Origin of the sequence: Paracoccus sp. (in: a-proteobacteria) (genome assembly GCF_047973135.1) — a bacterium.
Classification (GTDB): Bacteria; Pseudomonadota; Alphaproteobacteria; order Rhodobacterales; family Rhodobacteraceae; genus Paracoccus.
This window is the reverse complement of the sequence record NZ_JBKEBL010000193.1, coordinates 1-24394: the sequence shown is the minus strand read 5'-3', so window position 1 is coordinate 24394 and position 24394 is coordinate 1. Positions and strand designations below refer to the sequence as shown.

Here is a 24394-nt window from a genome sequence, read left to right as displayed (position 1 = left end):
TGCCGCGCTGAAGGATTGCCGTATCGCGCCATAGTGTCGCGCTGGACCTCGCGCGCGCCAGCGCCTAAACCCGGTCGGCGAACGCAATCTCGGACAGGCACCCATGGCACGCGGCACCAGGATTATCGAGGATCGCCCCACCAGCAGGAAGGTTGGCGCGTTGCGGTCGCTGTGGCCGTTCATCCGGCCCTATCGCGGGCAGGCGGCGCTGGCGCTGGCGGCGCTGGTCGCCACCTCGGGGATCAGCCTGATCCTGCCGGTCGCGGTGCGCCGGGTGGTGGACGGCTTTGATCAGGGGGCGGGGCTGCTGGACGAATATTTCGGCGCGGCGTTGATGATTGTCGCGCTGCTGGCCGTTGGCACCGCCGCCCGCTATTACCTTGTGACCCGGCTGGGCGAACGCGTCGTCGCCGATATCCGCAAGGCCGTGTTCGGCCGCGTCATCACCCTCAGCCCCGGTTTCTTCGAACGGATCATGACCGGCGAGATCCTGTCGAGGATCACCACCGATACGACGCTGATCCAGTCGGTGATCGGGTCGTCGCTGTCCATCGCACTGCGCAACATGCTGATTCTGGCGGGCGGGCTGATCATGTTGGCGCTGACAGCAGCCAAGCTGACAGGGATGGTGCTGCTGAGCGTGCCGGCGATCATCGTGCCGATCGTCGTGCTGGGCCGCCGCCTGCGCAAGCTGTCGCGTGAAAATCAGGACTGGATCGCTGCCAGTTCGGGCAGCGCCTCGGAAAGCCTGCTGGCCGCGCAGACCGTGCAGGCCTATACGTTTGAGGCGCGCAGCGCGGCGCAGTTCGATCACGTCACCGAACGGTCTTTTGACGTCGCGCTGACCCGCATCCGCACCCGCGCGCTGATGACCGCGATTGTCATTTTCCTGATTTTCGCCGGTGTGATCGGCGTCTTGTGGATCGGCGCGCGCGACGTGCGCGAGGGGCTGATGACGGTGGGCCAGCTTGTTCAGTTCGTGATCTATGCCATCCTTGTCGCCAGCTCGGCCGGGGCCCTGTCCGAGATATGGGGCGAATTGCAGCGCGCCGCAGGTGCGACAGAACGTCTGACCGAATTGTTGGGCGCGCGGGACGGGCTGAACGATCCCGCTCGGCCCGTGGCCTTGCCCCGCCCGGTCCGGGGCCGGATCGCGCTGGAAGGAGTCACCTTCCACTATCCCACCCGGCCCGACACATCGGCGCTTGAGGGCGTGGAACTGCGGATCGAACCGGGCGAGACGGTGGCCCTGGTCGGCCCTTCGGGCGCGGGCAAGACCACGGTGATCCAGTTGATCGAGCGATTCTGGGATCCGCTGACCGGCCGGGTTACACTGGACGGGATCGACCTGCGCGACATGCGCCGCGACGATTTCCGGCAGGACATCGCGCTGGTGCCGCAGGATCCGGTGATCTTTGCCGCCACCGCGCGAGAGAATATCCGTCTGGGCCGTCCCGATGCCGATGACGCGCAGATCGAGGATGCTGCCCATGCTGCCCATGCGCATGATTTCATCCTTGCCTTGCCGCAGGGCTATGACACGCCTCTGGGGGAACGCGGCGTGATGTTGTCGGGTGGCCAGCGCCAGCGCATCGCCATTGCCCGCGCCATCCTGCGCGACGCGCCCGTACTGCTGCTGGACGAGGCGACCAGCGCGCTGGATGCCGAATCCGAGGCGCTGGTGCAGGCCGCCGTCAACCGGCTGGCCGAGGGGCGGACGACCGTGGTCATTGCCCACCGGCTTGCGACGGTGAAAAAGGCCGACCGGATCGTCGTGTTCGAACATGGCCGCGTCGTTGCGCAGGGCAACCACGACGAACTGGTCGCGCAGGACGGGTTGTATGCGCGGCTGGCGCGGATGCAGTTCACCGATGGCACGCTGCCTGCATAGGCCTGTTTGATTTTGCGGGTTTTCCGAAAACTGGTGCCCGTTTTCCGGAAATTCTGCTCAGGCTATTTCGGGGCCGCATAAATCGCCGTCCAGAACCGTGTCCTTCCATCCGCCCCGATGGCCTGCCCGATGCCGTAATCGCGGACCTGCGGGATCATGATATTGGTGCGATGCCCCTTCGAGGCGTTCCATGCGGCCAGAACCTGACCCAGACTATACGGCCCCGCCGCGATGTTTTCAGCCGTCAGCGTCGGGCGGTATCCCACAGCCTTGACCCGCGCTGCCGGTCCCGGCGTTCCGGTGCCCACATGTGTCATTAGCCCGCGCCGCGCCATGTCGCAGGCGTGCCGCGATGCGACGCTGGCCAATAACGCATTGGGACGCACCGGTTGCAGTCCGGCGCGCCGCCGCATCGTATTGGTTGCCCGCGCACCAAGATCGTTCTGAATGGCAGTCGTTTTCAGGCAGGTCGGCTTGCCCGCAGCCGCTGCCTGCACGGCATGGGGATCGCTGCCGCCCGAGGGGGCGTGCACCGGCGAACATGCCGCAATCAGCAGGCAGAAGGTCGCTATAACAAAGGTTAATCCAGTTTGTGCCAAATCAGCCATTCCTTGCAGGCTTGTTCCATTATCATCCTGATTTTACCCGATTTCGGCCAGCGGGTTCAATTCTCGGTTGTGTAGCTTTTTAACTATTTGCAGGAACATGCCGACGCATTCTTTGGCATGCCGTTACGCCATGGGGCTTGCCCCGCGTCGCGGCTTTGGCCCATGTTGTACAGGTCAAGGGCAACTACACTGCCCGGAGCGGAGAAAGATATGGGGCGCTTTCGCCATTACGACGACCGCAACGCCATCGAGGCCGCAATGCCGTATCAGGCACGCGATCTGCCAAAGACGCTGTATGCCCTGCTTGCCCGGACGGCAGACCGCTTTCCCGACCGGCCAGCGGTCAGTTTTCAGCTTTTATCCGGCCCTGGGGACAAGGCGGCCACGCTGACCTGGCAGGAGTTTCTGGAACAGGTCACGGCAACGGCGAACCTGTTTCGCAGTCTGGGTATCGGACCCGCAGATGCGGTTGCCTATATGCTGCCAAACAGCATCGAAACCCCGGTGGTGCTGATGGCCGCTGCCACGGCGGGCATCGTCAACCCGATCAATCCCCTGCTGGAGCCGGAACAGATCGCCTCGATCCTGCGGGAATCCGGGGCCAAGGTTCTGGTGACGCTGAAATCCTTTCCCAAGGCCGATGTGGCCCAAAAGGCGGCCGAGGCCGTAGCGCTGGCCCCCGGCATCACTCATGTGATTGAAATCGACCTGAACCGGCATCTGGGCGGCCTGAAACATCTGCTGGTCCCGCTGATCCGGCCCCGCGTCGGGGCGCGGCATCAGGCCCGCGTGCTGGACTATCGCGCCGCGATCGCGGCACAGCCGCATGACCGGCTGACCTTTGACGATCCCCAGACCGACCGGGTGGCGGCCTATTTCCACACGGGCGGTACCACGGGCATGCCGAAACTGGCGCGGCACACCTATTTCGGGATGATCTATAACGGCTGGCTTGGCGCGGAACTGCTGTTCGAGGAAACGGATGTGCTGATGTGTCCGCTGCCGCTGTTCCACGTTTTTGCCGCCTATCCGATCCTGATGTCCTGCGTGGCCTCGGGGGCGCATCTGGTGATGCCGACGCCTGCGGGTTATCGCGGCGAGGGGGTGTTCGACAATTTCTGGAAACTGATCGAACGCTGGAAATGCACTTTCCTGATTGCCGTCCCGACCGCCATCGCGGCGCTGATGCAACGGCCCGTCGATGCCGATGTGTCGTCCCTGCAAACGGCGATTTCGGGATCGGCCCCCCTGCCGGTTGAGCTGTATAACCGCTTTCGGCAGGCAACCGGGGTCGAGATCGCCGAGGGTTATGGCCTGACCGAGGCCACCTGCCTTGTCAGTTGCAACCCGGTGGACGGGCGCAAGAAGGTCGGTTCGGTCGGGATACCGCTGCCGCATACGCGCGTCCGCATCCTGAACCATGACGCGGCGGGCAATATCCATGAATGCCCGGTGGATGAGGTCGGCGAAATCTGTGTCGCCAATCCCGGCGTCGTGCCCGGTTCGACCTATACCGAAACCGACAAGAACCGCGATCTGTTCGTCGAGGGCAAGTTCCTGCGCACTGGCGATCTGGGGCGGATGGATGCGGATGGCTATCTGTGGATCACCGGGCGCGCCAAGGATCTGATCATCCGCGGCGGGCATAATATCGACCCCGCCGAGATCGAAGAGGGCTTGCTCAGCCACCCGGATGTGGCCTTTGCCGGCGCGATCGGCCAGCCCGACAGCTTTGCCGGCGAATTGCCCTGCGTCTATGTGGAGCTGGTCAACGGGGGCAAGGCTACGGTCGAGGCTCTGATGGACCATGCGCGCAACAATATCCACGAACGCGCGGCGATTCCCAAATATCTGGAAATCCTGCCGGAATTGCCCAAGACCGCCGTTGGCAAGATCTTCAAGCCGGATCTGCGCAAGCTGGCCATCCGGCGCGTCTATGACGAGGCGCTGGCCGGCACCGGCGCGCATGTGGCCGAAGTGATCAGCGACAGCAAACGCGGCCTCGTCGCCCGCCTGGCCCGTGACGGCCAGCCCGACGAGGCCGAGATCCGCAAACGCCTGGGCGAGTTCACGCGCCCTTGGGAATGGACGTGATCGCCTGCTGTCGTCAGCCACCCGGACCGCAGGCCCGGCAAGGCGCGGATACGCCCTGACTTGGAGCTGGTTCTGTCGAGCAGCGGTTGTTCAGGCGGAAAGGGGGGTGCGGGCCGGGCAAAGCCCGACCCGCGCGCTGCCGCCCGGCCGGACGCGCGCTTTGCGCGCGGTCAGTCTGCGGATGGAAAGGCCGGTGGCCGTTCCCGACCGGTGACGACGAAGCGCCGTGAAGCGCCGTCACTTCGAAGCGCCGTCACTTCGGGTTCAGCCCCTCAATGTCCATGCGCGAGCGGGGTCGGGCGTCGGGGTCTGAGTCCAGCATCTGATGCAAACGCTCCATCACGTCGCAAAAGGTCTGCATGTCCTGCGGGGTGGCGGCGGCGTGCAGGCGGGCCTCGAAGGCGCGGGCAGCGGGCAGGATGTCGTCCAGCGCCGCCTGTCCCGCATCGGTCAGGGAAATCGCCACCAGCCGGGCGTCATCCTTGCCCGGTACCTTGCGCACCAGACCGACGGATTTCAGGCGTGACACCGCCCGGCTGACGCGCGGCTTTTCCAGATTGACGCAATTATGGATGTCGCGCACCGACACGACGCCGCAGCGCGACAGATGCACCAGCACGCGCCATTCCGCGACCGACAGGCCATGCACGGGCGCGTATTCGACCGACAGCCTGCGGCTGATCCGTTCAGACAGGACCGCAAGGCGATAGGGCAGGAACGTGGAAAGGTGGAAAAGGTCGTCGTGCACGGACAGCCTCCGGGATCGTTTCGTGTGAAATGATATTGACTTTGGCGTCGAATGCAACGAATAAAGACTCGTTTCGACCGCAACGGTCGCGGCGACTCGCCGCAGTAACGCCACGGAAACCCCGTTGGCCTAACAAGGGGAACCACCATGTCGAAGGCATTCGCGTCGCAAGGCGACATGACCGAAAAGGAAATCTCGTTCACCGAGATCGGCGAGGGTCTGTGGGCATTTACCGCCGAGGGCGATCCGAATTCCGGCGTCATCATCGGCGATGACAGCGTCATGATCGTCGACGCTCAGGCCACGCCGCGTCTGGCGAACAAGGTGATCGAAAAGGTTCGCAGCGTTACAGACAAGCCGATCAGCCATGTCGTGCTGACCCATTATCACGCCGTGCGGGTGCTGGGTGCTTCGGCCTTCAATGCGCCGCAGGTCATCATGTCCGACAAGGCGCGCGCCATGGTCGTAGAACGCGGGCAAGAGGATTGGGACAGCGAATTTCAGCGTTTCCCCCGTCTGTTCGAAGGCCATGAATCCATCCCCGGCCTGACTTGGCCGACGACGACCTTCGGCGACAGCATGACCGTCTATCTGGGCAAGCGCAAGGTGGTGATCAAACAGATCGGCCGCGCCCACACGGCGGGCGACAGCGTCATCTGGGTGCCTGACGCGCAGACCATGTTTACCGGCGACATCGTCGAATACCATTCGGCCTGCTATTGTGGCGATGGCCATTTCGAGGATTGGGGCGGGACGCTGGATGCGGTCAAGGCCTATGATCCGCAGTTCATTGCGCCGGGCCGGGGCGACGCGCTGGTCGGACGCGAGATGGTGGATGCCGCGCTGGCCGCGACCCGCGATTTCGTGGACAGCACCTATCATCCGGTCCAGCAGGTCGCGGCGCGGGGCGGCAGTCTCAAGGACGCATGGGACGCCGTACGCGCCGCCTGTGACCCCAAGTTCAAGGATTATGCCATCTACGAACATTGCCTGCCCTTCAATGTCGCCCGTGCCTATGACGAGGCGCGCGGCATCGACACGCCGCGTATCTGGACCGCTGCGCGTGATCTGGAGATGTGGGAACAGTTGCAGGGTTGATCGGCGCGCAAGAGGGAGGAATATGACGATGTTTCAAGACCGTTATCAACTGGCCTACAAGCTGTATCCCTATGAGAAATCGCCCGATCAGGACAAGCCGCAGGCCGTCCGGCACCCGGTGGTGATTGTCGGCGGCGGCCCCATCGGGGTTGCCACCGCGCTGGATCTGGGCCAACAGGGCGTGCCCGTGCTGGTGCTGGACGATCACGAAGGCGTCGGCATGGGCAGTCGCGCGATCTGTTTCGCCAAACGCAGCCTTGAAATCGCCAACCGCTATGGCTGCGGGGTGCCGATGCTGGACAAGGGCGTGGTGTGGAATCTTGGAAAGGTTTTCCACAAGGACGCTAAAGTATTTGAATTCAACCTCTTGCCTGAGGCAGGGCATAAATTCCCCGCCTTCATCAACCTTCAGCAGCCCTATTTCGAACAATTCCTGATCCAGCGCGCCCGCGAGATGCAGGCCGCCGGTGCGCCCATCCAGATCCGCGGCAAGAACCGTGTCGATAACGTGACGGTCCATGACGATCACGTCGCGCTTGAGGTGATGACCCCGGACGGCCCCTACAGGATCGAGGCCGACTGGCTGGTCGCCTGCGACGGGGCCAGTTCTCCGCTGCGGCAGATTCTGGGGTATGAATTTACCGGAAAGGTCTTTCAGGACAGTTTCCTGATCGCCGATATTCGCATGAAAGGCGACATCAAGTTCCCGACCGAGCGGTGGTTCTGGTTCGAACCCTCGCACGGGCAGGGGGCCTCGACGCTGCTGCACAAGCAGCCCGACGATGTCTGGCGGATCGACTTTCAGATCGGCTGGGATGTGGACCGCAAGGAGGAAATGAAAGAGGAAAACATCCGTCGCCGGATCGACGCCTTTCTGGGCAAGGTCGAATATGACATGGTGTGGTCCTCGATCTATACCTTCCAGTGCAAGCGGATGGACGATTTCCGCCATGGACGGGTGTTCTTTGCCGGGGACTCGGCGCATCAGGTCAGCCCCTTCGGCGCGCGCGGTGCAAATTCGGGCATGCAGGACGCTGACAATCTGGGCTGGAAGCTGGGGCTTGTGGTGCAGGGCAAGGCCCCGGAAACGCTGCTGGACAGCTATTCCGAGGAACGGGTTCACGGCGCGGACGAGAATATCCTGAACTCGACCCGCTCGACCGATTTCATCACGCCCAAATCCGAGATCAGCAAGATTTTCCGCGATGCGGTTCTGGGGCTGGCGGGCAAGGCGAAATTCGCCCGGCCGCTGGTCAATTCCGGTCGGCTGTCAGTGCCCTGCGTCTATGACGGGATGTCGCTGAACGGCCCCGATGCGCTGCATGCCGGGCCGGACCGCACCCGCGTGGGCGCGCCGATGGTCGATGCGCCGGTCGATGGCGAATGGTTGCTGGACAGGCTGGGCGGCGGGTTCCAGTTGCTGACAATCAACGCCGATGCGCCCTCTGATCTGGAGGTGGACGGCATTACCGTGACCCGCGTGGCCTTTGACGCCAATGGCAACCCGGAACTGGCCGCGCGTTATCTGGGCGATGGCGGCAGCGCCGTCTATCTGCTGCGTCCCGACCAGCATGTCGCCGCCCGCTGGGATCGCTTTGACGAGGCGGCGGTCCGCAGGGCCCTGAACATCGCCACCGGTCGCGCCTGAGGAGAACGCCGTGACAACCCTGAACACCGAACCCAATATCGCCCGGCCCGACGATTTCTATGCCAGCCTGCTGGCCGTGCATGAAGGCAAATCCAAGGCCGAAAGCGATGCGCTGAATGCCCGGCTGATCCTGATCTTGTGCAACCATATCGGCGACCGCGATGTGCTGGATCAGGCGCTGGCACTGGCTGCTGATGCCTGACTTCCGGCAACCGGACCCTGACGAGTACAGGCGGGTCTGCCCGCCATCTGAATGAAAGGAAATTGCTGATGAACGCCCCAAACCCGTCGAGCCTGATTCAGGCCGACAGCAAATCCGTGACCCCCGGCTATATGCCCGGCTTTGGCAATGATTTCGAAACCGAGGCCCTGCCCGGCGCGCTGCCTCTGGGCATGAACAGCCCGCAGAAATGCAATTACGGCCTGTATGGCGAACAGCTTTCGGGCACGGCCTTTACGGCGAACCCGCCGGAACGGACCTGGTGCTATCGCATCCGCCCCTCGGTCAAGCATTCGGCGCGGTACAAGCCGATCGACGTTCCCTATTGGAAATCGGCGCCGAACGTGCTGCCGGATGTGACCAGTCTTGGCCAGTACCGTTGGGATCCCGTGCCGCATACGGATGAAAAGCTGACCTGGATCACCGGCATGCGCACGATGACCACCGCAGGCGATGTGAACACTCAGGTCGGGATGGCCAGCCATATCTATCTGGTCACGGCTTCCATGAAGGACGAATATTTCTTCTCGGCGGACAGCGAGTTGCTGATCGTCCCGCAAGAGGGCCGTCTGCGCTTTGCGACCGAACTGGGCATTATCGACCTTGAGCCCAAGGAAATAGCCATTATCCCGCGCGGTCTGGTCTATCGTGTCGAGGTTCTGGAAGGCCCGGCCCGTGGCTTTGTCTGCGAGAATTACGGCCAGAAATACGAATTGCCGGGCCGTGGCCCCATCGGTGCGAACTGCATGGCCAACCCGCGCGACTTCAAGGCTCCGGTGGCGGCATTCGAGGACCGCGAGGTGCCATCGACCCTGACGGTGAAATGGTGTGGCCAGTTCCACGAGACGAAGATCGACCAAAGCCCGCTGGACGTGGTGGCATGGCACGGCAATTACGCACCCTACAAGTATGATCTGCGCAATTACTGCCCGGTCGGCGCGATCCTGTTCGACCATCCCGATCCGTCGATCTTTACGGTGCTGACCGCGCCCTCGGGCGTGCCGGGAACGGCGAATATCGACTTTGTCCTGTTCCGCGAACGCTGGATGGTGATGGAAAACACCTTCCGTCCTCCGTGGTACCATAAGAACATCATGTCCGAACTGATGGGCAACATCTACGGCCAGTACGACGCCAAGCCACAAGGTTTTGTGCCCGGCGGCATGAGTTTGCATAACATGATGCTGCCCCATGGCCCCGACCGCGATGCCTTTGAAGGCGCAAGCAACGCCGATCTGAAGCCCGAAAAGCTGGACAACACCATGTCCTTCATGTTCGAGACCCGCTTTCCCCAGCATCTGACCGAATTTGCCGGGAAAGAGGCCCCCTTGCAGGACGATTACATCGATTGCTGGGACAGCCTCGAAAAGAAATTCGACGGTACGCCGGGCAAGAAATGAAGCTTTACAGCTATTGGCGGTCAACGACATCCTATCGCGTTCGCATCGCCCTGAACCTGAAAGGGATCGCTTATGCGGCGGTCCCGGTCAATCTGGTCCGGGGCGAACAAAAGGCCCCGGATTACGCCGCGCTGAATCCGGGGCTGGGCGTGCCGACGCTGCTGCTGGACGATGGAACCGCGCTGACGCAATCCATGGCGATCCTCGACTGGCTTGAGGAAACCCACCCAGACCCCGCCCTGCTGCCGCAGGATGCGGTGGCGCGGGCGCGGGTCCGGGCGGCTGCGCTGGTCATCGCGACCGACATCCATCCGGTGAACAACCTGCGCGTGACCGGCCGGTTGAAGGCCATGGGCCACGATCAGGACGATACTGTCGGCTGGATGAACGACTGGATGACGCGCGGCTTTGCCGCCTTCGACCGGATGATCGCGTCTGACACGCCCTTCTGCTTTGGCGACCGGCCGGGGCTGGCCGACCTGTGCCTCGTCCCGCAACTTTACAACGCGCATCGGTGGGGCTGCGATCTTGCATCCTTCCCCCGCCTGACCCAGATAGAGGCGCGCTGTCTGGCCCTTCCGGCTTTTGATGCCGCCCGCCCCGAAAACCAGCCTGACGCCGACTGACGGAGATTATTCATGACAGACCTGATCCGATCCTGGGTCGCCAGCGCCAACAGCGCCGACACAGACTTTCCCCTGAACAACCTGCCCTATGGCGTGTTCTCGACCGGTGGCGGCGCGCCGCGCTGCGGTGTGGCCATCGGCGACCAGATCCTCGACTTGGCCGCACTTGAGGCGGCGGGCGAACTGGATTTCGGCGGCAGCCTGCAAACCGGCACCTGGAACGCCTTCATGGCGCGGGGCCGCGACGATTGGGCGAAACTGCGCGCCAGCCTGACCGCGCTTCTGGCCGAGGGCTCGGATGCGCAGGCGCGCATTGCCGCCCATCTGGTCGCGCAGGCCGGTGCCGCGCTGCACCTGCCGGTCACGGTGACGGAATACACCGATTTCTACGCCTCAAGGCATCACGCCTTCAACGTGGGTACGATGTTCCGGGGCGCGGAAAACGCCTTGCCGCCGAACTGGCTGCATATTCCCATCGGCTATAATGGCCGGGCCTCGTCGGTCGTGGTGTCGGGCACGGATGTACGCCGCCCGAACGGCCAGTTGAAGGGCCCGAACGACGCCGCGCCGCGCTTTGGCCCATGCGAACGCTTTGATATCGAACTGGAGATCGGTGCGATCGTCGGCCAGCCCTCGTCCGGGCCGATCAGCGTGGCGCAGGCGGATGACAATATCTTTGGCTATGTGCTGTTGAACGACTGGTCGGCGCGCGACATTCAGGCCTGGGAATATCAGCCGCTCGGGCCGTTCCAGTCCAAGGCCACCGCGACCACGATCAGTCCCTGGATCGTGACCGCCGCCGCGCTTCAGCCCTTCCGCACCCCGACTCCGCCGCGCGAAAAGGAACTGCTGCCCTATCTGGCCGAGCCGGGGCCGACGCTGTACGACATCGCGCTAGAGGTCGGCATGGCGCCCGAGGGCAAGCCCGAAACCGTCATCGCGCGGACGAATTACAGCCAGATGTACTATTCCGCCGCGCAGCAGCTTGCCCATCACACCAGTTGCGGCTGCCCGATGCGGGTAGGCGACATGCTGGGTTCGGGCACGATCTCGGGGCCGGAAAAGGACAGCCGCGGCTCGCTGCTGGAAATGTCATGGGGCGGAAAAGAGCCGCTGACCCTGGACAGCGGCGAAACCCGCAGCTTCATCGAGGATGGCGACACCCTGACCCTGCGCGGACATGCACAGGGCAAGGGCTATCGCGTTGGTTTTGGGGAATGCGTGGGCCGGATCCTGCCCGCCGCCAGCCTGTAACGACCCCGTCAGGCCCGCTGCACGGGCGGGCCTGGCATCGCCGCTGCAAGGCGCTGCCATTCCTCTGCGCTGCCCGGCAGGCCAAGCCGCAGCCAATTGCGGGAATAGGGGAAAATCCGGCTCCAGATGCGGGCGCGGGCCAGATGGTCCTGCGCGGCCTCGGCATCCGGTGTTTCATAGCAGCGAAACAGGCCCGTTCCGCCCACCAGCCGCCAGCCCGCATCCGCCGCCAGCCCATCCAGCCGCGCCGCCTCGCCGGTCAGCCGCGCGATTGTGGCCCGCGCCCAGTCCCGGTCGGTCAGGGCCAGCGTGCCGATATGGATCGCCGCGCCGGAAACGGGCCACGGCCCCGCCATTTCGGCCAGCCGGTCGATCAGTGGGGCGGGGCCAAAGGCGAAACCCAACCGCAGCCCCGCCAGCCCCCAGAACTTGCCAAAGGACCGCAGAACCAGCGCCGGGCCGGGATCGGGCAGCAGCGACAGGTCCGGATGGGCATCGGCAAAGCTTTCATCGACGACCAGCAGACCCACCTGTGCCGCCAGATCGCGCAGGGCGGCGGGCGGATGGCGTTGCCCGTCGGGATTGTTCGGATTGACCACCACTGCCAGATCGGCCCCGGCCAGATCGGCCAGCGTGCCGACCTGATCAACAACCCATCCAGAGGTCCGAAGGCTGGCGGCGTGCTCGTTATAGGTCGGCCCCAGCACACGCGCGCGCGTCTGTTTCGCCAGCCGGGGAACAAGCTGGATTGCCTGCTGCGCCCCGGCCAGCGGGATACAGGGCGCATCGCCGCCAAAGGCCCCGGCGGCGGCCCGGATCAACGCGTCCCGAGCCGTGCGCGTCGGCAGATCGGTCCAGACATGGGCCGGCAGATCGGGCACAGGCCAGGGCACGCGGTTGATTCCGGTCGAGAGGTCGATCCAGTCATCGCCGCCAAAGCGCGCCCTGGCCCGGTCGATATTCCCCCCATGATCCCGCGTCATACCTGCCCCCTGTTCGTCTGCCACGCAACCACCACGCCCTGCCGGAAACCGCAAGCCCCCGGCCGGAGGCGCGCCTCGCGCGCGCCGTCGGTGGGTGGCGAAGCCGGGCGCGCCGCCAGTCCGGGCTGACCGGCACATCCGTCGCGCGGCTTTTGCCGTGGCCCATAGAGATGACGGACGCTGATCCTGATCACAAAATCTGCGCAGCACCAGTGTCAAATCAAAAGGTTATGGTCAGGCCCCATGATCACTTGCCCGCGTCTGGCTGGAAGGGCGGCAACCACAGCCACGGCGCGCCGCAGGCTTTTGCAGGGGGTCCGGGGGGTGCACAGCTCCCCCGGTCATCGCGGGACGCAAATCCTCCGGCGGTTTCGTCGGACCGGGCGCACGACCGTGATGTCGGGCAGTGATGAACAGGATGAGTATATCCGGCGCCGTCGTCCCGGCGCACGCCCGAGGGTATCGCGCTGGCGGGATCGGCTGCAACATCAGCGTAAAATCAAATGGTTATAGCCTGAAAATATAATCAAAATAAAGTCGTCAGGCTATATGTCCAGGAAAGGCGAATTGCGGGATCAGGGGACGTCCCTGCCCGCGACATGGGCGGCCGAAGCCTCCAGCGCCTGACGCAGCGCGGCCTCGCGCGGGACGCGTTTGTGATCGGCAGCGACATGGGCCGCCAGAAAGCAATCGCCCGCGCCGGTCACGCGCGTCACAACCACTTTTGGCGGAGAGATGGTCAGGGTGATGCCGTTCGTGACCGCCTCGGCTGCCGGATTCGGGCCGTCGGTGACGATCACCCGCGCGGCACCGCGCGCAACCACGGCTTCGGCGGCGCTGGCCGCGTCGGGGCAGGCCTGACCGGCGAGGATTTCGGCCTCAAGGCGGTTCAGATAGAAACAGCCGCGCCGGGCGGCGATCAGCGGCTCAAGCCGCTCGGCCTTGCCAGAGCTGGCGGGTACCAGCCGCAGATCGGCGCGCGACAGGCGCGGGTCGCGGGCGATATGGGCCAATACCTCTTCGGTCAGGTTGCCGTCCAGAACGATCGGTCCCGTCCATCCCGCCAGATCGCCGTCCAGAGGCGCAAGGATCGACGCCCCCGCCTGTTCCAGGCTATGCGCATCGGCAATGGCAGCGACCAGCGCGTCGCTGTCCTCGATCCCCATATAGCAGTCGGTGGGCAGGTTGCTGTCGCGGAGCAGCCAGTCCGTCAGCACGCCAAAACGCTGCGTCTCGGCGACCAGCGAGTCGCCCTCGGGGTCGCGACCCACGACCGAGAGGATCGCGGGGGACAGGCCCCAGCGGGCCAGCGTCCGGGCCACGTTCAGCGCCACACCGCCAGGGGAATGGGTGATGCGGCCCGGCACATCGGCCCCCGGCGCCATGCGGCGCGGGGCGCGGCCGATGATGTCCCATAACATCGCCCCAACGCACAGGATGTCTGGCCGTGTCGTCATCCCTCGCCCCCCTCATTCAATTCCGTTTCCAGAAAACGCTCGAAATCGTCAAGATCTATCGGATCGAACTGCCCGAATCCCTGCATCCAGACCGAGGCGGCGCGCATTCCGTCGGGGTCCAGCATGCACCAGGTGATCCGGCCCCGGCGTTCCTGCCGGATCAGCCCTGCCGCCGCCAGAACCGCCAGATGTTTCGAGATGGCGGCAAGGCTGACATCGAAAGGCGCGGCCACATCGCTGACCGCCATGTCATCCTCCAGCAGCATCGCCAGAACCTGACGCCGGGTCGGGTCGGACAGGGCCGAAAAAATCTGGTCCAGCCGACTGGAATGGGTGGCGGGCACGGGCTTTCCCCACAGCGAAGGGCCGGCAATGGTCAACCGGGCGGTTGAATAATGTCCGCTTCGCACCGCGAATGCAAGGGGCATGGCGGAATCTCGCCTTAATAAAAAACGTTCACAAACAGCGGGTTAAAAGGCGGGATGGCTTGCTTGACTCGGGGCGCGATCCACCCTAGACAGCGGCCAAGGCGATAACGGGGGCGTGACAGATGGCCGAAGGGCCCCGGAACGGCAATGACAGGGACGAACATGCGACCCGGTTGCGCGATCTGGAGGAACGGCTGGCGAAACTGACCCCCAAGCCAAAGCCCGAGGGGCAGATGGCAAGCTATGATCAGGCGCATGTCGCCTGGCGCATGGTGACCGAACTTGTGGCCGGCATCGGGCTTGGCTTCGGGATCGGTTTCGGTCTGGATTATCTGTTCGGCACCAAGCCGTTCCTGATGATCCTGTTCATATTCCTTGGCCTCGCGGCCGGCATCCGGGTGATGATGCGCAGCGCGGCCGAGATCAGCAGCCCCCCCGGCAAGGTGCCGGGGACCGACAAGAGGGATTGACCGTGGCAGTCGAAGCGGAACAAGCAACCGGCCTGACCTTCCACCCGATGGATCAGTTCATCGTCAGCCCGCTGTTCGGCAGCGGTGACGTGCGCTGGTACACGCCCACCAATGTCACGCTGTGGATGTTCATCGCAGTTGCCGCCATCACGCTGCTGCTGGTCGTCGGCACCCGCGGCCGCGCCATCGTTCCCAGCCGTGTGCAGTCGGGTGCCGAGCTGGCCTAGGGCATGGTTCACAAGATGGTCGAGGATGTGGCGGGCACGGACGCGCTGCAATATTTCCCCCATATCATGACGTTGTTCATGTTCATCGTGTTCTCGAACATGCTGGGCCTGATCCCGATGGCCTTTACCACCACCTCGCATATCGCCGTGACCGGCGTGCTGGCGCTGACGGTGTTCATCAGCGTGACGGTCATCGGCTTTGTCAAGAACGGCTCGCATTTCCTGGGCCTGTTCTGGGTGACGTCGGCGCCGCTGGTGCTGCGCCCGGTTCTGGCCGTGATCGAGGTGATCAGCTATTTCGTTCGCCCGGTCAGCCACTCGATTCGTCTTGCCGGCAACATGATGGCGGGCCACGCCGTGATGAAGGTCTTTGCGGGCTTTGCCGCCATCGCGCTGATCAGCCCCGTTTCGATCCTGGCTGTTACCGCCATGTACGGGCTGGAGATCCTGGTCGCCTTCATTCAGGCCTATGTTTTCACCATCCTGACCTGCGTCTATCTGAAGGACGCGCTGCACCCCGCGCACTGACCGGGGGCGGCCCCAAGGGGTCGGGACACAGAATCCACCACTTCCAACCGCAAGGAGACACGTATCATGGAAGGGAATATCGCCGAACTGGGTCAGTACATCGGTGCCGGTCTGGCCGCCATCGGCTCGGGCGCAGCCGCCGTCGGTGTGGGCAACGTCGCTGGCAACTTCCTGTCGGGCGCGCTGCGCAACCCGTCGGCCGCACCCGGCCAGACCGCGACACTGTTCATCGGCATCGCCTTTGCGGAAGCCCTGGGGATCTTTGCATTCCTCGTCGCGCTTCTGCTGATGTTCGCAGTCTGAGCCAACCCCATCCTTGCGGCGGGGTGGGGGGCGCTGGTCGCCTTGCCACCCCTTCGTGACCTGATAGGCCAAGGGGTAGGACATGTTCAGCCTGACGCAACAGGCCGCCACGACTGCGGCCGAACATACCGGAGATGCCGCCGGGGCGGCACATGGTGCCGAGACGGGCGCGGGAATGCCGCAGCTTGATTTCAGCACCTTTCCGAACCAGATCTTCTGGCTCGTGGTGTCGATCGGCGTGCTGTACTGGGTGCTGTCGAAGATAGCGCTGCCCCGGATCGCCGCCGTCCTTTCCGACCGTCAGGGCGCCATTACCGGCGATCTGATGGCCGCCGAGGAATTCAAGCAGAAAGCCAGGGACGCCGAGGCCGCCTATGATCAGGCGCTGGCCGATGCGCGTGTCGAGGCGAACAAGATCGTCGCGGCCAACCGCGCCGAAATCCAGAAGGAACTGGACGCCGCCATCGCCAAGGCCGATGCCGAAATCGCTGCGCGTACGGCCGAATCGGAAAAGCGCATTGGTGAAATCCGCGATTCCGCCGCTGCCGACGCCCGCGAGGTCGCCCGCGACGTCACCGTCGCGCTGGTCAGCAATTTTGGTGGCAATGCCGATCAGAATGCCATTGATCAGGCCGTGGACAGCCGTATCAAGGGGGCTCTGCAATGAAAAAACTTTCCGTCATTGCCGTCGCCGCACTTGCCGCAGGCCCGGCTGCCGCGGCCTCTGGCCCGTTCTTTTCGCTGCACAACACGAATTTCATCGTGTTGCTGGCCTTTCTGGTATTCATCGGCATTCTGATCCGCTTCAAGGTGCCGTCGATCATTGGCGGCATGCTGGACAAGCGTGCCGACGGGATCCGCGCTGATCTGGATGAGGCGCGCCGCCTGCGCGACGAGGCGCAAGAGGTCTATGCCAGCTATCAGCGCCGCCAGCGTGAGGTGAAAACCCAGGCAGATGAGATCGTGGCAAACGCCAAGCGTGAATCCGAAGCGCAAGCCGCCAAGGCCAAGAACGACCTGAAAGCCTCGATCGAGCGCCGCCTGAAGGCCGCCGAGGATCAGATCGCCAGCGCTGAACAGGACGCGATCCGCGCCGTGCGCAACAGGGCCGTCCAGACCGCGATCGCCGCCGCCTCCGAGCTGCTGGCCGCACAGGTCAGGGGCGGTCAGCGCAGCGCCGGAATCGATGAAGCCATCGACGAAGTGGCGCATCGCCTGAACTGAGACGGTTTTTTACGACACTCAAAAACCTCCGGTCCTGCAACCGGGGGTTTTTTCATGCGCGCCGACCGGAGATGCGCACCCCTCCGGCCGACGCCGGCCAGTAACGGCAACCCTGAGCATGAGGTAGTTTCAGGGCGCGCTTCAGGCTGGGAATGAAGCGACCGCCATGACCGAGACAGGCATTTGGGGGCAAATTCGCCCGATATCCAGTGCATCGGCGACTGACGTGACGTCACGGCGGGCGGATGCACAACTCTTGGCGGGATCAGGTTTCTGGCTGTATGAAGGGTTTCGTGCCGGGCCCTGACAGCTTCGCGCCGGCCGAACGGAGGTATAGAGTGGCAGATCTGAACATCCGCAAATCCGGTCGCGCGGGCCGTATCACCTTTGCCCGTCCCAAGGCGTTGAACGCCCTGAGTCACGAAATGGCGCTGGCATTGCATGCTGCGTTGGATGCGTGGCGCAACGATTCCGGCGTGGCCCTTGTCGTGATCGATGCCGAGGGCGAGCGCGCCTTTTGCGCAGGGGGAGACATCGCGGCGGTCTATCGCGCGGGGCTTGCCGGAGATCACCGGATCGGGCGCGAATTTTTCCGCGACGAATACCGGATGAACGCCGCCATCGCCGATTATCCCAAGCCCATCGCAGCCTTCATGCAGGGCTTTGTCATGGGCGGGGGCGTGGGCGTGGGCGGTCATGCCAGCCACCGCATCGTGGGCGAGAGCACGCAGGTTGCCATGCCGGAGTCGGGGATCGGGCTGATCCCGGATGTGGGTGGCACATGGCTGCTGGGCCGCGCGCCGGGGCGGATCGGCGAATATCTGGCGCTGACGGCCGGGCGGATGGGGGCCGGGGACGCCATTCACGCGGGTTTTGCCGACAGCTATCTGCCCGAAGCCGAATGGCCCGCGCTGATCGCCCGGCTTGAAGAAAGCGGCGATCCTGCGCTGATCCGGGGTGTAACGCCTCCGCCCGCGACGCTGGCCGAACGCGACCTGTCATCCTTTGGCGGACGCAACCTGGCCGAGATCATCGCCGCGCTGGAAAAGACGGGCGACGACGAGGCGCTGAAACCGATCCGCCGCAATTCTCCGTTGTCGATGGCGGCGGGGCTGACCATGGTGCGCGCAGCGCGGGGGGACCGGCAGATGCAGGAATCGCTTGGCCGGGAATACCGCTTCACCTATCGCGCCACAGCCGAGACAGATTTTCTTGAGGGCGTGCGGGCGCAGGTCATCGACAAGGATCGCAACCCGCGCTGGTCGGCGGACCCGTCGGAAACCCATGTCGCGCGGCTGTTGACGTCGCTTGGCAGTGCCGAGCTTTGGGGGGAATAGGCCCCCTCTGTCCAATCTTCGCCGCTCTGCTTTCGAGTCTGTGGACGGTTCGTGGTGGTCAGGTCGAGGAAAGAAAAGACGGTTTGCCAGCTTTTGGGCGGCAGATCCGGCCCTTGCCGTGGCTGTCACGGGCCGCGCTTCACGAAATTCCGGCATTCCGCCGCACCCCATTGCGCCGCGCCTTCCCGTGTTTTACCAGTGGCGCGGTTTTCCTGCGACGAAAGATGAGGCGATGTTGGCGAAGAACGGGATGAAGCCGCGGGTCGGGCTGGTTGGCTGGCGCGGCATGGTCGGCTCGGTCCTGATGGACCGGATGCGGGCCGAGGGTGATTTCGACCTGATAGAACCGGTGTTCTTTTCGACATCCAACGCTGGCGGCAAGGCCCCCTTCGGCGATGCGCCGCTGGCCGATGCGCATGACATTGGCGTTCTGAAAACCTGCGACGCGATTATCACCTGCCAGGGCGGCGATTATACTGGCGAGGTGTTCGGCAAGCTGCGGGCGGATGGCTGGGACGGCCACTGGATTGACGCGGCCTCGACCCTGCGGATGCAGGACGACGCGGTGATCGTTCTGGATCCGGTGAACATGAATGTCATCCGCAGCGCAATGGCGCGGGGCGGGCGGAACTGGATCGGAGGCAATTGCACGGTCAGTTGCATGCTGATGGGCGTCGGCGCGCTGTACAAGGCGGGGCTGGTGGAATGGATGTCCACGCAGACCTATCAGGCGGCTTCGGGCGGTGGCGCGCAGCACATGCGCGAATTGCTGACCCAGTACGGCACGCTGAATGCCGAAGTAAAGGCGCTGTTGGACGATCCGAAATCCGCCATTCTGGAGATTGACCGTGCCGTGATCGCCCGTCAGCGCGCCATGCAGGGCGACGAGGCGCAGCATTTCGGCGTGCCTCTGGGCGGTAGCCTGATCCCCTGGATCGACAAGGATCTGGGTAATGGCATGTCGCGCGAGGAATGGAAGGGCATGGCCGAGACGAACAAGGTGCTGGGGCTTGGACCCGACGCGGCGGGCGGATCGAACCTGCCGGCGATTCCGGTTGACGGGTTCTGCGTCCGGGTTGGCGCGATGCGCTGCCATTCGCAGGCCCTGACATTCAAGTTGCGCCGCGACGTTCCGCTGGACGAGATCGAGGCGATGATCGCTGCCGACAACGAATGGGTCAAGGTCGTCCCGAACGAAAAAGAGGCGACCATGCGCGACCTGACGCCTGTTGCCGTCACCGGCACGCTGACCATTCCGGTCGGGCGAATCCGCAAGCTGGCGATGGGCCCCGTCTATCTGGGTGCCTTCACTATCGGCGACCAGTTGTTGTGGGGCGCGGCCGAACCGTTGCGGCGGATGCTGCGCATCCTGATAGAAGCCTGACCCGGAGGAACCGATGGTAACGCTGTTTCAAGCCCTGATGCTGCTGCTGAACGTGGTGTGGACGATCATGATCATCCACATCATCATGTCCTGGCTGATCAATTTTCAGGTGCTGAACCTGCGCCAGCCCATCGTGGCGCAAATCTGGTACGGGCTCAGTAACCTGCTGGAACCGCTCTATCGCCCGATCCGCAATATCCTGCCCCATACCGGCGGGCTGGATCTGGCGCCGCTGGTGGTGTTCATCATCATCATCATCCTTCAGCGGGCCCTGGCCAATAACGCCGGCTTCTTCTACGGCATGTGATGCCTGCGGACCTGTTGCGACAGGTCTGGGGCTTCGACGGTTTCCGCCCCGGCCAGCAAGAGATCGTCGAGACCGTCGCCGCCGGGCAGGATGTGCTGGCGATCATGCCCACAGGCGGGGGCAAGTCGCTGTGCTATCAACTGCCGGCGCTGCTGCGCGGCGGAGTCACGGTGGTGATTTCGCCGTTGATTGCGCTGATGCGCGATCAGGTCCGGGCGCTGCGCGAGGCCGGGGTTGCGGCGGGGGCGCTGACCAGCGGCAATACGCAGGACGAAAACGACGCGGTTTTTGAGGCGCTGAGCCGGGGCGGGCTGAAGCTGCTGTATATCGCACCCGAGCGGCTGGCTTCGGGCGGGACGGTGAACCTCTTGCGCCGCGCGGGCGTGACTGCGATTGCCGTGGACGAGGCGCATTGCGTCAGCCAATGGGGTCATGATTTCCGCCCCGACTACTTGCGCATCGGCGATCTGAAACGCGATTTGCAGGTACCGCTGGCAGCCTTTACCGCGACGGCCGATGCCGAGACGCGGGCCGAGATCGTGACGCGGCTGTTCGACGGCACAGCGCCCGCGACCTTCCTGCGCGGTTTCGACCGCCCGAACATCCGTCTGGCCTTTCAGCCTAAGGACAGCCCGCGCCAGCAATTGCTGACCTTCGTTGCCGCGCGCCGGGGGCAGTCGGGGATCGTCTATTGCAGCAGCCGGGCACGGACCGAGACTCTGGCGCAGGCGCTGGATCAGGCCGGGCACAGTGCCGTCGCCTATCACGCCGGGATGGAGGCTGACCGCCGCCGCGAGGTCGAGACCCGATTTCAGCGCGAGGATGGGCTGATCGTGGTGGCGACAGTGGCCTTTGGCATGGGCATCGACAAGCCCGACATCCGCTGGGTGCTGCATGCCGATCTGCCCAAAAGCATCGAATCATATTATCAGGAAATCGGTCGTGCGGGCCGCGACGGCGATCCGGCCGAAACGCTGACCCTGTACGGTCCCGATGACATCCGCCTGCGCCGCACCCAGATTGACGAGGGGCTGGCCGATACCGCCCGCAAGGCCGCCGATCACGCGCGGCTGAACGCCCTGCTGGGGCTGGCCGAGGCGACCGGGTGCCGCCGCCGCCGCTTGCTGGCCTATTTCGGCGAAGAACTGGCACAGGATTGCGGCAATTGCGACCTGTGCCTGGACCCGCCCCGGCTGTTCGACGGCACTCAGGCGGTGCGCAAGGCGCTGTCGGCGATGCTGCGCACGGGCGAGTGGTTCGGCAGCGGGTATCTGATCGACATCCTGACCGGCAACAGCACCGCCAAGGTACAGGAACGCGGCCATGACCAGTTGCCGACCTTTGGCGTCGGGCGCGATCACAGCCGCAGCCAGTGGCAGGCGATCTTCCGGCAGATGATGGGGCTGGATCTGTGCCGCCCCGACCCGGAGCGCCACGGTGCGCTGCATCTGACCGACGCCGCCCATCCGGTCCTGCGCGGCGAGGACAGCGTGACCCTGCGCCACGACACCACCCTGCGCGCCAAGACGGGCAATGTGATCCGCACGCAGGTCGCCGAAGAGGACGAGCCGCTGCTGTCGGCGCTCAAGGCGAAACGCCGTGTTCTGGCCGAGGCCGCGCGCGTGCCCGCCTATGTCATCTTTCCCGACCGCACCCTGATCGAGATGGCGCAGCGCCGCCCGCAGACGCTGGACGACATGGCGCAGGTCAGCGGGGTGGGGGCAAAAAAGCTGGAAAGCTTTGGCCGCGATTTCCTGTCGGTGATCGCAGGCGATCCGCCCGACATGCACCCGCATCGCCGCGCGCTGGCGGGCAGCCCCGAGGGCGAATTGTTCGACCGTCTTGTCGAGGTGCAGAACCGCCTGGTGCGTGGCGAGGACGGTACCGGAAAACACATGAACTGCACCTTTCGCACCCTGCGTCTGATCGCCGAACAACGCCCCGCCGACCTGGACCGCCTTGCCCGCATCTCTGGCATGGGCGAGCAGAAACTGGACCGCTTTGGCGAGGCGTTTCTGTCGGAAATCCTGACGGACTGAGCCCGATACCCCCGCGGTGCGGCTTGGGCGCGGGTTTCCGCCGCCACCGACCGGGGCCGACCACCAGCCCCGCATTGATGACGGTGTTTTCGTCAGCGCAGGGAATATCGTCGAAATCCCGCCGACCTGACGGGTCACGTGCATGTTATCGGCTGGTGCGGTAACGACCATTCCCCTGACAGCGAACAGTAATGGGAATGTGATACGCAAATTGGCCTCTGTCGTGCAGTTTGTGCGATGATGGCGCAGCGGTCGCAGAGGGTGCAACGCTTACAAGAGGCATATGATGAAACTGGGATGGTCCGACGTTACCCCACGGGAAAACTGGCTGAACCGGCGCGGCCTTATTGCTGCGGGTGCGGCTTTGGCCGCATCGCCTGCGCTGGCACTTGGCGGGAAACCGTCGCAGCTTTCGACCGATGAAAAACCCAACACCGTCGAAGAGATCACGAATTACAACAATTACTATGAGTTTGGCACCGGCAAAGAGGATCCGGCCCGCCATGCCGGGGCGCTGACCACCGATCCCTGGTCGGTCATGATCGAGGGGCTGGTGGACAGGCCCGGCAGTTATGACCTGACCGACATCGCCCCAGACAACGCGCTTGAGGAACGCATCTATCGCCTGCGCTGCGTCGAGGCGTGGTCGATGGTGATCCCGTGGATCGGCGTGCCCCTGGCCCCGGTGCTGAACCGCGCGGGTGTACAGCCCGGTGCGAAATATGTCGAATTCGAGACCGCCTATCGCCCCGAAGAAATGCCCGGCTTGCGCTATCCGATTCTGGACTGGCCCTATCGCGAGGGGCTGCGGCTGGACGAGGCCATGCACCCGCTGACGCTTCTGGCGACCGGTCTTTACTCGGATCCGCTGCCCAACCAGAACGGCGCGCCGATCCGGCTGGTCGTGCCGTGGAAATACGGGTTCAAATCGGCCAAGTCGATCGTCAGGATCGCCCTGACCGACCGCCAGCCAAGAACCGCGTGGAATGTGTTGCAGCCGAATGAATACGGTTTTTACGCCAATGTGAATCCCAGGGTGGACCACCCCCGCTGGAGCCAGGCAACCGAACGGCGCATCGGTGCGGGGCTGTTTGCCGGGCGCGAGGACACGCTGATGTTCAATGGTTATGCCGATCAGGTAGCCTCGCTTTATGCCGGCATGGATTTGAAGAAGAACTATTGATGATCCGCAAGTTGAACGAACAATTGCGCCGCCTGCCGGTCTGGGCGATCTGGCTGGGCGGTTTATGTCCACTGGCGCTGCTGGTGGTGGACATGTTGACGGGCGGGCTGGGGGTCGATCCGATCCGCGACATCGAACACCGCCTTGGCCGCACCGCTCTGTATTTCCTGATCGCCAGCCTTGCCGTGACGCCGCTGTTGCGGCTGACCGGGATCCGGCTGATCCGGTTCCGCCGTGCCCTGGGGCTGCTGTGCTTTACCTATGCCGGGCTGCATGTGCTGTCATGGTTGGCGATGGACATGGGCTTTTTGTGGGCGCAGATGGCAAAGGACATCGTCAAGCGGCCCTATCTGTTGTTCGGGATGCTGGCCTTCATGATGCTGGGGGCGCTTGCCGTCAGTTCGAACGACCTGTCGATCCGCCGGCTGGGGGCTGTGACGTGGCGAAGGCTGCACCGGCTGGTCTATATTGCCGCGCCTCTGGTGGCGCTGCATTGGATATGGGCGCTGAAGACATTCCCGGTGACTCCGGGCTTCTGGCTGATCGTGATTCTGCTGCTTCTGGGGCTGCGGGTGGTGATTCCGCGCCCGCTGCGCCACGAAAAAATTGTACGTGCATAAAAAATAGCAATTAAATCAATATATTGAAAGAAATTCGGCGATTTTGTGAAGATTTTAGCAGAATCGCCCTTGCGGAGTTGGTTGTTGGTCCGTAGATACCGCTTCACCGAGACGGCGGGAACGCTGGACGGGCTTGGAGGGCAGCTTGCAGTTGCTTTTCATCGAAAATCGGGAATGGATGACCGGTAGGGGCGTCAGGAGATTGGCGCATCTTCCGTGATTTTGTTTCTGTTGCTTTTTGACATTATAGTATGATGAAGGGATATGCGGGCGGTTTGGTCGTTTGACGACTGAGAGTTTTGCATATCGGCCTGGTA

At 63.9% G+C, this 24394-nt stretch carries 23 protein-coding genes and 1 pseudogene; 19 read left to right on the top strand and 5 right to left on the bottom strand.

Features of this window, described 5'->3' with window-relative positions; genetic code table 11:
- Window positions 1-103: 103 nt before the first annotated feature.
- Window positions 104-1891 carry an ABC transporter transmembrane domain-containing protein gene (locus ACK5L9_RS15005; protein WP_416912274.1) on the top strand — a complete coding sequence of 596 codons (1788 nt, stop codon included), beginning with the start codon at window positions 104-106 and terminating at the stop codon, window positions 1889-1891.
- A gap of 62 nt (window positions 1892-1953) precedes the next feature.
- Here ACK5L9_RS15005 and ACK5L9_RS15000 read toward each other — a convergent pair whose 3' ends face one another.
- A complete protein-coding gene (locus tag ACK5L9_RS15000) occupies window positions 1954-2424 on the bottom strand; it encodes a CAP domain-containing protein (RefSeq protein ID WP_416912273.1) in 471 nt (156 codons plus the stop codon).
- Window positions 2425-2709: 285 nt separating this feature from the next.
- Here ACK5L9_RS15000 and ACK5L9_RS14995 point away from each other — a divergent pair, with 285 nt between their 5' ends.
- On the top strand, window positions 2710-4593 hold the full coding sequence (locus ACK5L9_RS14995) for an acyl-CoA synthetase (RefSeq protein ID WP_416912272.1): 1884 nt from the start codon (window positions 2710-2712) through the stop codon (window positions 4591-4593).
- Window positions 4594-4846: 253 nt separating this feature from the next.
- On the opposite strand, the gene ACK5L9_RS14990 is transcribed toward ACK5L9_RS14995, so the two are convergent.
- Complete coding sequence (locus tag ACK5L9_RS14990) at window positions 4847-5341, bottom strand: MarR family winged helix-turn-helix transcriptional regulator (protein ID WP_416912271.1); 495 nt, start codon at window positions 5339-5341, stop codon at window positions 4847-4849.
- 147 nt (window positions 5342-5488) lie between these two features.
- Here ACK5L9_RS14990 and ACK5L9_RS14985 point away from each other — a divergent pair, with 147 nt between their 5' ends.
- The 6 genes from ACK5L9_RS14985 (at window position 5489) to fahA (ending at window position 11587) form a co-directional block, all read left to right on the top strand.
- Complete coding sequence (locus ACK5L9_RS14985; RefSeq protein WP_416912270.1) at window positions 5489-6439, top strand: MBL fold metallo-hydrolase; 951 nt, start codon at window positions 5489-5491, stop codon at window positions 6437-6439.
- 28 nt (window positions 6440-6467) lie between these two features.
- Complete coding sequence (locus tag ACK5L9_RS14980) at window positions 6468-8087, top strand: FAD-dependent oxidoreductase (RefSeq protein WP_416912276.1); 1620 nt, start codon at window positions 6468-6470, stop codon at window positions 8085-8087.
- Window positions 8088-8097: 10 nt separating this feature from the next.
- Window positions 8098-8289 (top strand): DUF2783 domain-containing protein, encoded by a 192-nt coding sequence (locus ACK5L9_RS14975; RefSeq protein WP_416912269.1) that lies wholly within the window; start codon window positions 8098-8100, stop codon window positions 8287-8289.
- 68 nt (window positions 8290-8357) lie between these two features.
- Window positions 8358-9707: a homogentisate 1,2-dioxygenase gene (hmgA, locus tag ACK5L9_RS14970; RefSeq protein ID WP_416912268.1), complete on the top strand. Its 1350-nt coding sequence runs from the start codon at window positions 8358-8360 to the stop codon at window positions 9705-9707.
- Window positions 9704-10333, top strand: a complete 630-nt coding sequence (gene maiA, locus ACK5L9_RS14965; protein WP_416912267.1) for a maleylacetoacetate isomerase — start codon at window positions 9704-9706, stop codon at window positions 10331-10333. The genes hmgA and maiA overlap by 4 nt, the downstream gene beginning before the upstream one ends.
- A 12-nt stretch (window positions 10334-10345) precedes the next feature.
- Window positions 10346-11587: a fumarylacetoacetase gene (fahA, locus tag ACK5L9_RS14960; protein WP_416912266.1), complete on the top strand. Its 1242-nt coding sequence runs from the start codon at window positions 10346-10348 to the stop codon at window positions 11585-11587.
- 8 nt (window positions 11588-11595) lie between these two features.
- Here the strand turns inward: fahA and cobD are convergent, their stop codons facing one another.
- The 3 genes from cobD to ACK5L9_RS14945 form a co-directional block, all read right to left on the bottom strand.
- Window positions 11596-12570, bottom strand: coding sequence for a threonine-phosphate decarboxylase CobD (gene cobD / locus ACK5L9_RS14955; protein WP_416912265.1), 975 nt, complete (start codon window positions 12568-12570; stop codon window positions 11596-11598).
- Between the two features lie 575 nt (window positions 12571-13145).
- The gene (locus ACK5L9_RS14950; protein ID WP_416912264.1) at window positions 13146-14027 is read right to left on the bottom strand and encodes a PfkB family carbohydrate kinase; all 882 of its coding nucleotides are present in this window, start codon (window positions 14025-14027) and stop codon (window positions 13146-13148) included.
- Complete coding sequence (locus ACK5L9_RS14945) at window positions 14024-14371, bottom strand: ArsR/SmtB family transcription factor (RefSeq protein WP_416912275.1); 348 nt, start codon at window positions 14369-14371, stop codon at window positions 14024-14026. The genes ACK5L9_RS14950 and ACK5L9_RS14945 overlap by 4 nt, the downstream gene beginning before the upstream one ends.
- 206 nt (window positions 14372-14577) lie before the next feature.
- On the opposite strand from ACK5L9_RS14945, the gene ACK5L9_RS14940 reads away from it, so the two are divergent.
- The 11 genes and pseudogenes from ACK5L9_RS14940 to ACK5L9_RS14890 all read left to right on the top strand — a co-directional run bounded on the left by ACK5L9_RS14940 (window position 14578) and on the right by ACK5L9_RS14890 (window position 24077).
- Complete coding sequence (locus ACK5L9_RS14940; RefSeq protein ID WP_416912263.1) at window positions 14578-14925, top strand: AtpZ/AtpI family protein; 348 nt, start codon at window positions 14578-14580, stop codon at window positions 14923-14925.
- A 47-nt stretch (window positions 14926-14972) separates the two neighbouring features.
- A pseudogene (locus ACK5L9_RS14935) lies at window positions 14973-15680 on the top strand (F0F1 ATP synthase subunit A).
- Between the two features lie 66 nt (window positions 15681-15746).
- On the top strand, window positions 15747-15983 hold the full coding sequence (locus ACK5L9_RS14930; protein WP_416912262.1) for a F0F1 ATP synthase subunit C: 237 nt from the start codon (window positions 15747-15749) through the stop codon (window positions 15981-15983).
- An 82-nt stretch (window positions 15984-16065) separates the two neighbouring features.
- Entirely contained in the window at window positions 16066-16650 is a 585-nt protein-coding gene (locus tag ACK5L9_RS14925) for a F0F1 ATP synthase subunit B' (RefSeq protein ID WP_416912261.1), read from the top strand.
- Complete coding sequence (locus tag ACK5L9_RS14920; RefSeq protein ID WP_416912260.1) at window positions 16647-17207, top strand: F0F1 ATP synthase subunit B; 561 nt, start codon at window positions 16647-16649, stop codon at window positions 17205-17207. The genes ACK5L9_RS14925 and ACK5L9_RS14920 overlap by 4 nt, the downstream gene beginning before the upstream one ends.
- Window positions 17208-17545: 338 nt before the next feature.
- On the top strand, window positions 17546-18544 hold the full coding sequence (locus ACK5L9_RS14915) for an enoyl-CoA hydratase/isomerase family protein (RefSeq protein ID WP_416912259.1): 999 nt from the start codon (window positions 17546-17548) through the stop codon (window positions 18542-18544).
- 232 nt (window positions 18545-18776) lie between these two features.
- Window positions 18777-19928 carry an aspartate-semialdehyde dehydrogenase gene (gene asd, locus ACK5L9_RS14910; protein ID WP_416912258.1) on the top strand — a complete coding sequence of 384 codons (1152 nt, stop codon included), beginning with the start codon at window positions 18777-18779 and terminating at the stop codon, window positions 19926-19928.
- 13 nt (window positions 19929-19941) lie between these two features.
- Window positions 19942-20235 carry a YggT family protein gene (locus ACK5L9_RS14905; protein WP_416912257.1) on the top strand — a complete coding sequence of 98 codons (294 nt, stop codon included), beginning with the start codon at window positions 19942-19944 and terminating at the stop codon, window positions 20233-20235.
- A complete protein-coding gene (gene recQ / locus ACK5L9_RS14900; RefSeq protein ID WP_416912256.1) occupies window positions 20235-22274 on the top strand; it encodes a DNA helicase RecQ in 2040 nt (679 codons plus the stop codon). The genes ACK5L9_RS14905 and recQ overlap by 1 nt, the downstream gene beginning before the upstream one ends.
- A 283-nt stretch (window positions 22275-22557) precedes the next feature.
- Window positions 22558-23457: a protein-methionine-sulfoxide reductase catalytic subunit MsrP gene (msrP, locus tag ACK5L9_RS14895; RefSeq protein WP_416912255.1), complete on the top strand. Its 900-nt coding sequence runs from the start codon at window positions 22558-22560 to the stop codon at window positions 23455-23457.
- Window positions 23457-24077 carry a sulfite oxidase heme-binding subunit YedZ gene (locus ACK5L9_RS14890; protein ID WP_416912254.1) on the top strand — a complete coding sequence of 207 codons (621 nt, stop codon included), beginning with the start codon at window positions 23457-23459 and terminating at the stop codon, window positions 24075-24077. The genes msrP and ACK5L9_RS14890 overlap by 1 nt, the downstream gene beginning before the upstream one ends.
- Window positions 24078-24394: the final 317 nt, after the last annotated feature.

Excerpts from the sequence above, each read along its gene's own strand:
- ACK5L9_RS15005 (WP_416912274.1), top strand. The coding sequence starts at position 104 with ATGGCACGCGGCACCAGGATTATCGAGGATCGCCCCACCAGCAGGAAG.
- ACK5L9_RS14995 (WP_416912272.1), top strand. The coding sequence starts at position 2,710 with ATGGGGCGCTTTCGCCATTACGACGACCGCAACGCCATCGAGGCCGCA.
- ACK5L9_RS14985 (WP_416912270.1), top strand. The coding sequence starts at position 5,489 with ATGTCGAAGGCATTCGCGTCGCAAGGCGACATGACCGAAAAGGAAATC.
- ACK5L9_RS14980 (WP_416912276.1), top strand. The coding sequence starts at position 6,468 with ATGTTTCAAGACCGTTATCAACTGGCCTACAAGCTGTATCCCTATGAG.
- hmgA (WP_416912268.1), top strand. The coding sequence starts at position 8,358 with ATGAACGCCCCAAACCCGTCGAGCCTGATTCAGGCCGACAGCAAATCC.
- maiA (WP_416912267.1), top strand. The coding sequence starts at position 9,704 with ATGAAGCTTTACAGCTATTGGCGGTCAACGACATCCTATCGCGTTCGC.
- fahA (WP_416912266.1), top strand. The coding sequence starts at position 10,346 with ATGACAGACCTGATCCGATCCTGGGTCGCCAGCGCCAACAGCGCCGAC.
- cobD (WP_416912265.1), bottom strand. The coding sequence starts at position 12,570 with ATGACGCGGGATCATGGGGGGAATATCGACCGGGCCAGGGCGCGCTTT.
- ACK5L9_RS14950 (WP_416912264.1), bottom strand. The coding sequence starts at position 14,027 with ATGACGACACGGCCAGACATCCTGTGCGTTGGGGCGATGTTATGGGAC.
- ACK5L9_RS14940 (WP_416912263.1), top strand. The coding sequence starts at position 14,578 with ATGGCCGAAGGGCCCCGGAACGGCAATGACAGGGACGAACATGCGACC.
- ACK5L9_RS14930 (WP_416912262.1), top strand. The coding sequence starts at position 15,747 with ATGGAAGGGAATATCGCCGAACTGGGTCAGTACATCGGTGCCGGTCTG.
- ACK5L9_RS14925 (WP_416912261.1), top strand. The coding sequence starts at position 16,066 with ATGTTCAGCCTGACGCAACAGGCCGCCACGACTGCGGCCGAACATACC.
- ACK5L9_RS14920 (WP_416912260.1), top strand. The coding sequence starts at position 16,647 with ATGAAAAAACTTTCCGTCATTGCCGTCGCCGCACTTGCCGCAGGCCCG.
- asd (WP_416912258.1), top strand. The coding sequence starts at position 18,777 with ATGTTGGCGAAGAACGGGATGAAGCCGCGGGTCGGGCTGGTTGGCTGG.
- ACK5L9_RS14905 (WP_416912257.1), top strand. The coding sequence starts at position 19,942 with ATGGTAACGCTGTTTCAAGCCCTGATGCTGCTGCTGAACGTGGTGTGG.
- recQ (WP_416912256.1), top strand. The coding sequence starts at position 20,235 with ATGCCTGCGGACCTGTTGCGACAGGTCTGGGGCTTCGACGGTTTCCGC.
- msrP (WP_416912255.1), top strand. The coding sequence starts at position 22,558 with ATGATGAAACTGGGATGGTCCGACGTTACCCCACGGGAAAACTGGCTG.
- ACK5L9_RS14890 (WP_416912254.1), top strand. The coding sequence starts at position 23,457 with ATGATCCGCAAGTTGAACGAACAATTGCGCCGCCTGCCGGTCTGGGCG.